Genomic DNA, 7,344 nt, shown 5'->3' with positions numbered 1-7,344 from the left:
GTCGCCGCCGGCCGCCGGGCGACTCGGCGGCCGGGCGCGTGGTGACCTGCGGCACCCGTCCGGGCCGGCGACCGGAGTGATCGGTTAGGGTGAGGGCGCGAAGGGGAGTAGCCCCCAATGTCGTGGTCGACACACTGGTGCGTTCCGCATCCGGCCACGCGGCCCACTCCGGTGGGGCGGGCGAGACCTTCGACTCAGGCTGTTGCAGCCGGGTCGAGGGCGCCCCCGTACCTCCTCCCGGCATGATCGGGAAGGTTCTCATGGACGGTTTTCTTGCCGCGCTGGTGATCAGCTTCGGCGTCATCTTCGTCGCCGAGCTGGGGGACAAGTCCCAGCTGATGGCGTTGACCTTCGCCACCCGCTTCAAGCCGGTCCCGGTGCTGATCGGCATCACCATCGCCACCGCGATCGTCCACCTGGCCTCGGTGGCCATTGGCTACGGGCTCAACGCGGCCCTGCCCACCGGCTGGATCTCGCTGATCGCCGGCCTGGCGTTCCTCGGCTTCGGCCTCTGGACGCTGCGGGGCGACAAGCTCACCGAGGAGGAGAAGCGCAAGGCGGAGAAGACCGGCAAGTCGGCCGTCATCGCGGTCGGTGTCGCGTTCTTCCTGGCCGAGCTGGGCGACAAGACGATGCTCGCCACCATCACGCTGGCCACCAAGTACGGCTGGTTCGGCACCTGGCTCGGCTCGACGCTGGGCATGGTGGCCGCCGACGCGCTGGCCATCCTGGTGGGCCGGATGCTGGGCCGGCACCTGCCGGAGAAGGCCATCCGGTACGGCGCCGCCGTGCTCTTCGCCATCTGCGGTCTCTGGCTGATCCTGGAGGCGGTCGACCAGCTCTGACCCGACGCCGACTAGCGCCGGCGGGGGCGGGTAACGCCCCCCGGCACCCGTCCGGGCCGGCGACCGGAGTGATCGGTTAGGGTGAGGGCGCGAAGGGGAGTAGCCCCCAATGTCGTGGTCGACACACTGGTGCGTTCCGCATCCGGCCACGCGGCCCCACTCCGGTGGGGCGGGCGAGACCTTCGACTCAGGCTGTTGCAGCCGGGTCGAGGGCGCCCCCGTACCTCCTCCCGGCATGATCGGGAAGGTTCTCATGGACGGTTTTCTTGCCGCGCTGGTGATCAGCTTCGGCGTCATCTTCGTCGCCGAGCTGGGGGACAAGTCCCAGCTGATGGCGTTGACCTTCGCCACCCGCTTCAAGCCGGTCCCGGTGCTGATCGGCATCACCATCGCCACCGCGATCGTCCACCTGGCCTCGGTGGCCATTGGCTACGGGCTCAACGCGGCCCTGCCCACCGGCTGGATCTCGCTGATCGCCGGCCTGGCGTTCCTCGGCTTCGGCCTCTGGACGCTGCGGGGCGACAAGCTCACCGAGGAGGAGAAGCGCAAGGCGGAGAAGACCGGCAAGTCGGCCGTCATCGCGGTCGGTGTCGCGTTCTTCCTGGCCGAGCTGGGCGACAAGACGATGCTCGCCACCATCACGCTGGCCACCAAGTACGGCTGGTTCGGCACCTGGCTCGGCTCGACGCTGGGCATGGTGGCCGCCGACGCGCTGGCCATCCTGGTGGGCCGGATGCTGGGCCGGCACCTGCCGGAGAAGGCCATCCGGTACGGCGCCGCCGTGCTCTTCGCCATCTGCGGTCTCTGGCTGATCCTGGAGGCGGTCGACCAGCTCTGACCCGACGCCGACTAGCGCCGGCGGGGGCGGGTAACGCCCCCGGGTGAACCTGGACGAGCTCCTGCGCGAGGGCGACCGCGTCGCGGTGACCGTGGTGGAGATCGCCGGGGCGGTGGTGATCTTCGTCGGCGCGCTCTGGGCGGCGGTGCGGATCGTGGTCGAGGGACTGCGACACCGCACCGCCGCCGTCTTCACCCCGATCCGGCTCTCCCTCGGCCGGTTCCTCGCGCTCGGTCTCGAGTTCCAGCTGGCCGCGGACATCCTGCGTACCGCCGTGTCCCCGACGTTCGACCAGATCGGGCAGCTGGCGGCCATCGCCACCATCCGGACGGCGCTGAACTTCTTCCTGCGCCGGGAGATCGCCCAGGAACAGCGGCAGGTCGGCGAGACCGGGGCGGACCAGGAGCGCGCGGCGTGAGGGAGGCGCTGGCCAGCGTGGCGACCGCCCTCGCGCTGGGCGCCGGGGCGGTCGTCCTGCTCACCGTCCGGTCCTGGCGTACCGCGCTGCGGGTGCTGCTGGACCTGCTGGTCGCCGCCGGTCTGCTCCGGCTCGCCGCGGGGAGTGGCTGGACGGCGCTGGCGACCGCCGCGGCGGTCATCCTGCTGCGCCAGCTCCTCTGGGCCGGGCTCGCGGGCGGCCCGCCCGCCCCGGCACCGACTATCGCCGCCACCCTGCGGGTAAGACGATCACGGCCTACCGTGAGCGGCAGGACGCAAAAGCGAACATAGCGGGAGGACAACCCCATGAGCAGGCATGACGAGCCCAACGAGTACGGCTTCGCCGGTGGCGCCACCGCTCCCGAGCCGCCGCCGGGCGGTCGGGTCGACGAGCAGGACCGCGCCGAGGCGGTCGCCGTGCCGGGCGACGACCTGACCGAGCCGTTCGCCGACGCGCTGGAGGAGACCGAGGGCGAAGACGGGGAGCGGGCCCGCGAGCGGCGCTGAGGCCGCCGTAAGTCCCAACGCCGCCGCGGCGGTGGCCCCACCGGGCGCCGCCGCCGCGGCGTCCTCGTCAGCGGGGTGAGGGCAGCATCGAGGACCGCACCGGCAGGTCCTCGCAGTACGTCGCCATCCACTTGATCAGCTCGTCCGCGTCGGCGTACGGGTCGAGCCCGCGGACGTCCTCCGGGCTCAGCGAGGGCACCCGCACGTGCGAGATGAGCGGGTGCAGCGGCCGGCTGTCGACCTCGTCGACGCCGAACAGGTCCTCGTGCAGCTTCTCGCCGGGGCGCAGCCCGGTGAAGACGATCTCCGTCGGGCGGTCCGCCTCGGCGGCGAGCCGGCGCGCGACGTCGGCGATGCGCACCGGCTCGCCCATGTCGAGCACCAGAGCCTCCCCGCCGCGCCCGATGGTCGCCGCCTGGAGCACCAGGTGCACCGCCTCCTGCACGGTCATGAAGTAGCGGGTCACCTCGGGATGGGTCACCGTGATCGGCAACCCGGCCTCGACCTGCGCCTGGAACGCGGTCAGCACCGAACCGCGGCTGCTGAGCACGTTGCCGAAGCGCACGCTGAGGAACGCCCCGCCGACCTGCTCGGCGTAGTGGGCGGTCAGCCGCTCGGTGATCCGCTTCGAGTAGCCGAGCACGCTGACCGGGTTGGCCGCCTTGTCGGTGGAGATGTTGACGAACTCGCTCACGTCCCGGCACGCCTCCAGCACATTCAGGGTGCCGCGGACGTTGGTCTTGACCGCTTCCCCCGGGTGTCGTTGCAGCAGCGTCAGGTGCTTGAGGGCGGCGGCGTGGAAGACGATGTCCGGCTGCCGGTCGGCGACGATCCGGGCGATGCCCTCGGCGTCGCGGATGTCGGCGAGGATGAGCTCCGGCCCGTCCAGCAGCGCCCGGCCGTGCAGCGACATCTGCAGGGCGTGCAGGGCCGACTCGTCGCGGTCCAGCATCATCAGCTCGCCCGGCTCGCAGCGGGCGATCTGCCGGCACAGCTCCGAGCCGATCGAACCGCCCGCCCCGGTGACCAGCACCCGCCGACCGGCCAGACCGTTGCGCTCGATCATCAGCTCGGCCACCCGCTGCGCCCGCCCCAGCAGGTCGGTGAGTTGCAGGTCCCGTACGTCGGTGGCCCGTACCGGCCGGTCGAGCAGCTCCCGCACCGGGGGGAGCACCTTGAAGGCGGCGCCGGCCTGCAAGGTGCGGCGGCGTACGTCGCGCATCAGCTCGGCGTCCGCGCCGTCGATGGAGAAGATGACCGTGGTGGCCCCGGTGCGGCGTACCGCCTGTTCGATCTGCTCGCGGCCGCCCAGCACCCGGAGTCCCTCCAGGCGCAGCCCCTGCCGCTCGCGGTCGTCGTCGAGCAGGCCGACCGGCAGGTAGCTGCCGCCCGGGTCGCCGACCAGCACCCGTACGAGGCGTTCGCTCGCCGCGTCGACGCCGTAGATCAGGGCCCGCTCCGCGCCCCGGACCGGGCGGTCGTCGCGGTCACGCCGCCACCGGTAGCCGGCCCGCCCGCCGGCCATCACCAACAGCGCCACCGCCCCGCCGGTCACCGGGACGCTGGCCGGCACCGGGCGTTCGGTGAGCGTCGCCAGGGCGGCCAGCATCACGGCCGCGGCGATGAGGGTGGTCAGGGCCAGGTCACGGGCCTCGCCGATGCTGCCGATCGGGTGGCGGCCGCGGGCGGTGGAGCGCACCTGCTCGATGGCGGCGTGGACGACCGCACACACGCCGGCGGTGCCCAGCACGAGGGCGCACTGCCCGGGCGTGAGGCCGAATTCGTACCTGGCCCAGGCGGCGACCAGAAATCCGGCGCACCATGCGCCGGTGTCGAGCGTTAGCAGAGACAGGGTCTTCGCACGTCGGGTGACCCAGTCACGTCGCGGGATGTTCGTGCCGGCCGGGGAGGCTGCATCGTCCATTGGTGTCCTCTGCGTTTGTTACCTGATTGCGAGGATTCAGGTCTCTAGGGATGCTCGATGGCTTACATTCGTTTGGTCGAGTCACGGCTAACTTGCAACGTATAGATCCTGTCATGCCGTTTAGGAAGTATTGGGGGATTTCGTGCAGTTTCACCGGCTAGTTGTCCCGGCGGAACGGAGAGCGTGATGGACGTACGCACCTGCCTGCGCCTGGTCCGCCGACACTGGTGGATCGTCCTGGTCACGCTGATGGTCGCGGTCGGCTCGGCCGCCCTCATCACCGTTCGCACGCCACCCCGGTACGTGGCATCCGTGACCTTCTTCGTGACCACGCCCAGCCAGGGCGTCACCGACGCCTACCAGGGCGGCCTCTTCCTTCAGCAGCGCGTGAAGTCCTACGCCGACCTGCTCCGTAGCGACCGCCTGGCGCAGAGCGTGGTGGCGGAGACACCGGTGGGCCTCACCGCGGACGACGTCCAGCGGCGAGTCAGCACCTCCACCGAGACCGGCACCGTGCTGCTGAGCGCCACCGTCACCGACACCGACCAGACCCGGGCGATGAAGGTGACCGAGTCGCTCGCGGCGAAGTTCGTCGAGCTGGTGCAGAAGGTCGAAACGACGGCCGAGGGCCGGGCCGCGCCCATCAAGATCGAGGTGGTCGGCGGCCCCCGGGTGAGTTCGAGCCCGGTTTCCCCGCAACCCACCCGCAACCTGATCGTCGGCGGCCTGGTCGGGCTGCTGCTCGGCGCCGCGCTCGCCGTGCTGCGCGGCCTGGTCGACGTCCGGCTGCGCGACGCCGCCGGGCTGCAACGGGTCACCGGCAGCCCGCTGCTGGGCGAGATTCCGTTCGAGGCCGGGGCCAAGGCGGCGCCGCTCATCGTCGGCGATGCGGCGACCTCCGCCCGCGCCGCGAGCCGGGTCAACCGGACTCCCAGCTCGTCGAGGCAGGAATCGACCTGCCGCTGGTCGTAGCCGGTCTCAACGACGGAGAACCTCATACTGTCGCCCCCCAGGCAGCTGGTACGTCTTTCCCCCAGTTCGATCCTGGCGGCTGCCGCTCGGCGCCGAGGATGTTCGGGAAAAATGTTCAGCAATTGAGCGTCGGCCCCGGGGGCGGGCCACCGGGTGGGTCAGGAACGCTTGGGGAGCACGACCACCCGACCGAAGAACTCGTCGATGCGGCGGACCACGTCGTTGAAGTCGTCCAGGTCGATCGGCTTGGTCACGTACGCGTTGGCCTGCAGCGTGTAGCTGCCGACGATGTCGGTGTCCGCGTTCGAGGTGGTGAGCACCACGATCGGGATGGTCCGCAGATCCTCGTCCTGCTTGACCTCGCCGAGCACCTGCCGCCCGTCCATCCGGGGCATGTTCAGGTCGAGCAGGATCACGTCCGGGCGGCGGGCCTCGGTGTGCCGACCCTCCCGGCGGAGGAACTCCATCGCCTCCTGGCCGTCGCTGACCACGTCGATGACCTTCTCGATCTCGGAGTCCTCCAGGGCCTCCTCGATCATCAGCACGTCACCCGGGTCGTCGTCCACGACGAGGATGCGGACGGGGTTCGCGGCGCCTTGGCCCATGGTGTTACCTGTCTCATCTCGGGCGATGGGGACCGCACGGTCACCCGCTGGCGGGGAAATCTAGCCGATCAGGGGGCGTCTTGCGACGCCGGGTCCGCCATGTCCGGTTGGTACGCCAACACATCCGCGAGCCCGGTGACCTGGAGCACCCGGTCCACCCGGCCGGTCGCCCCGGTCAGCCGCAGCCACCCGCCGTCGGCGGCAGCCCGATTGTCCCCCCGGACGAACGCGGCGATGCCGGTGGAGTCGCAGAAGGTCAACTCCGCGAGGTCGAGCAGCAGTTGGCGGGCGCCGTCGGCAGCCAGCCGGTCGATCGTCTCGTTGAGCTGACCGACGGTGCTCATGTCCAGCTCACCGACGAGCCGCAAGCACACACCACCACCAGCCCGCCGGCTGTGCGTGACGGTGAACGTCAACGTCGTCCCTCTCGCTCGCACCGCAGGCCGACCCTTGCAGTGGAGCAAGTATACGCAGGGTGCCCGGCACCGCCGCGATCAGCGCCGGGTGGGGTCGCCGGGCGCGGAGAGGACCAGCTCCCCCAGCGCCAGGAACCGCGCCGCCCGGGGAAAGTCGCGCAGCTGCCGATGGTAGTGGCCGAGGGTCAGCCCGACCGCGGCGGCCGGCACCCCACGGCTGGTCAGGATCTCCACCAGCCAGCCGACGAAGTCGGTGAAGAGCGAGCTGTCGTCGACGTACAGCGCCGCGGCCAGGAAATCCACGATGTACCCGAGGTCGCCGATCGTGGAGTCGAGCTGGGCGGGGGTGTAGTCACGGACCGACGGCACCCGTTCGCGCAGATCGGCCAGCGCGGAGTCGATCAGCTCACCGCGCCGCTTCACCAGGCTGGCGTACTCGTCGTCGGCGAGGTGCGGCAGCTCGGCCGGGCGAACCCGGCGCAGCGCCCGCTCGTCGGCGACCAGGTCGGCCGCGCTCGGCGCGTCCGGCGCCCAGGCGACACCGAGAGTGCGGGCCCAGCGGCCGTCGTCGCCGAAGCCGCGCCCGCCCACCACCACCGGTACGTCCGACCGGCGGCAGGCCTCGATCATCCGGTGCGCGTACGGCAGCCGCATCGGCAGCGCGCAGGCCAGGGCGACCGCGTGCGCGTCGTGCCCGGTGCAGGTACGACACCAGGTGCGCGGCGGGGACGCTCGCCCCGAGGAAGGTCACCTGCCAGCCGCGCAGCCGCAGCACCTCCGCCACCAGCCGGGGCGGCAG

At 71.3% G+C, this 7,344-nt stretch carries 9 protein-coding genes and 2 pseudogenes; 6 read left to right on the top strand and 5 right to left on the bottom strand.

Going from position 1 to position 7,344, the window contains the following annotated elements; translation table 11 throughout:
* The first annotated feature begins 260 nt into the window (after window positions 1-260).
* The 5 genes from JNW89_RS21875 to JNW89_RS21855 all read left to right on the top strand — a co-directional run bounded on the left by JNW89_RS21875 (window position 261) and on the right by JNW89_RS21855 (window position 2,628).
* Window positions 261-845, top strand: a complete 585-nt coding sequence (locus JNW89_RS21875; protein ID WP_238450316.1) for a TMEM165/GDT1 family protein — start codon at window positions 261-263, stop codon at window positions 843-845.
* Window positions 846-1,098: 253 nt separating this feature from the next.
* Entirely contained in the window at window positions 1,099-1,683 is a 585-nt protein-coding gene (locus tag JNW89_RS21870; RefSeq protein WP_238450316.1) for a TMEM165/GDT1 family protein, read from the top strand.
* A 43-nt stretch (window positions 1,684-1,726) separates the two neighbouring features.
* The gene (locus tag JNW89_RS21865) at window positions 1,727-2,101 is read left to right on the top strand and encodes a DUF1622 domain-containing protein (protein ID WP_238450315.1); all 375 of its coding nucleotides are present in this window, start codon (window positions 1,727-1,729) and stop codon (window positions 2,099-2,101) included.
* Window positions 2,098-2,412, top strand: a complete 315-nt coding sequence (locus JNW89_RS21860; RefSeq protein ID WP_238450314.1) for a hypothetical protein — start codon at window positions 2,098-2,100, stop codon at window positions 2,410-2,412. The genes JNW89_RS21865 and JNW89_RS21860 overlap by 4 nt, the downstream gene beginning before the upstream one ends.
* Window positions 2,413-2,427: 15 nt before the next feature.
* Window positions 2,428-2,628, top strand: coding sequence for a hypothetical protein (locus JNW89_RS21855; RefSeq protein WP_088961796.1), 201 nt, complete (start codon window positions 2,428-2,430; stop codon window positions 2,626-2,628).
* A gap of 67 nt (window positions 2,629-2,695) precedes the next feature.
* On the opposite strand, the gene JNW89_RS21850 is transcribed toward JNW89_RS21855, so the two are convergent.
* Complete coding sequence (locus JNW89_RS21850) at window positions 2,696-4,552, bottom strand: polysaccharide biosynthesis protein (protein WP_238450313.1); 1,857 nt, start codon at window positions 4,550-4,552, stop codon at window positions 2,696-2,698.
* 186 nt (window positions 4,553-4,738) lie between these two features.
* On the opposite strand from JNW89_RS21850, the pseudogene JNW89_RS36890 reads away from it, so the two are divergent.
* Window positions 4,739-4,987, top strand: a pseudogene (locus tag JNW89_RS36890) (Wzz/FepE/Etk N-terminal domain-containing protein); the annotation flags it as partial.
* A gap of 452 nt (window positions 4,988-5,439) precedes the next feature.
* Here the strand turns inward: JNW89_RS36890 and JNW89_RS21840 are convergent.
* The 4 genes and pseudogenes from JNW89_RS21840 to JNW89_RS21825 form a co-directional block, all read right to left on the bottom strand.
* Window positions 5,440-5,589: pseudogene (locus JNW89_RS21840) on the bottom strand (ATPase); the annotation flags it as partial.
* 93 nt (window positions 5,590-5,682) lie between these two features.
* Window positions 5,683-6,129, bottom strand: a complete 447-nt coding sequence (locus JNW89_RS21835) for a response regulator (protein ID WP_154937697.1) — start codon at window positions 6,127-6,129, stop codon at window positions 5,683-5,685.
* Window positions 6,130-6,197: 68 nt separating this feature from the next.
* Window positions 6,198-6,566: an STAS domain-containing protein gene (locus tag JNW89_RS21830; RefSeq protein WP_309140013.1), complete on the bottom strand. Its 369-nt coding sequence runs from the start codon at window positions 6,564-6,566 to the stop codon at window positions 6,198-6,200.
* Between the two features lie 57 nt (window positions 6,567-6,623).
* On the bottom strand, window positions 6,624-7,199 hold the full coding sequence (locus JNW89_RS21825) for a hypothetical protein (RefSeq protein WP_238450311.1): 576 nt from the start codon (window positions 7,197-7,199) through the stop codon (window positions 6,624-6,626).
* Between the last annotated feature and the right edge of the window lie 145 nt (window positions 7,200-7,344).

Source organism: Micromonospora sp. 4G55, assembly GCF_016803375.1.
The sequence above is the reverse complement of the archived record's forward strand: the minus strand, read 5'-3'. Positions and strand labels throughout refer to the sequence as shown.

Excerpts from the sequence above, each read along its gene's own strand:
- JNW89_RS21850 (WP_238450313.1), bottom strand. The coding sequence starts at position 4,552 with ATGGACGATGCAGCCTCCCCGGCCGGCACGAACATCCCGCGACGTGAC.
- JNW89_RS21825 (WP_238450311.1), bottom strand. The coding sequence starts at position 7,199 with ATGCGGCTGCCGTACGCGCACCGGATGATCGAGGCCTGCCGCCGGTCG.
- JNW89_RS21875 (WP_238450316.1), top strand. The coding sequence starts at position 261 with ATGGACGGTTTTCTTGCCGCGCTGGTGATCAGCTTCGGCGTCATCTTC.
- JNW89_RS21855 (WP_088961796.1), top strand. The coding sequence starts at position 2,428 with ATGAGCAGGCATGACGAGCCCAACGAGTACGGCTTCGCCGGTGGCGCC.
- JNW89_RS21835 (WP_154937697.1), bottom strand. The coding sequence starts at position 6,129 with ATGGGCCAAGGCGCCGCGAACCCCGTCCGCATCCTCGTCGTGGACGAC.
- JNW89_RS21870 (WP_238450316.1), top strand. The coding sequence starts at position 1,099 with ATGGACGGTTTTCTTGCCGCGCTGGTGATCAGCTTCGGCGTCATCTTC.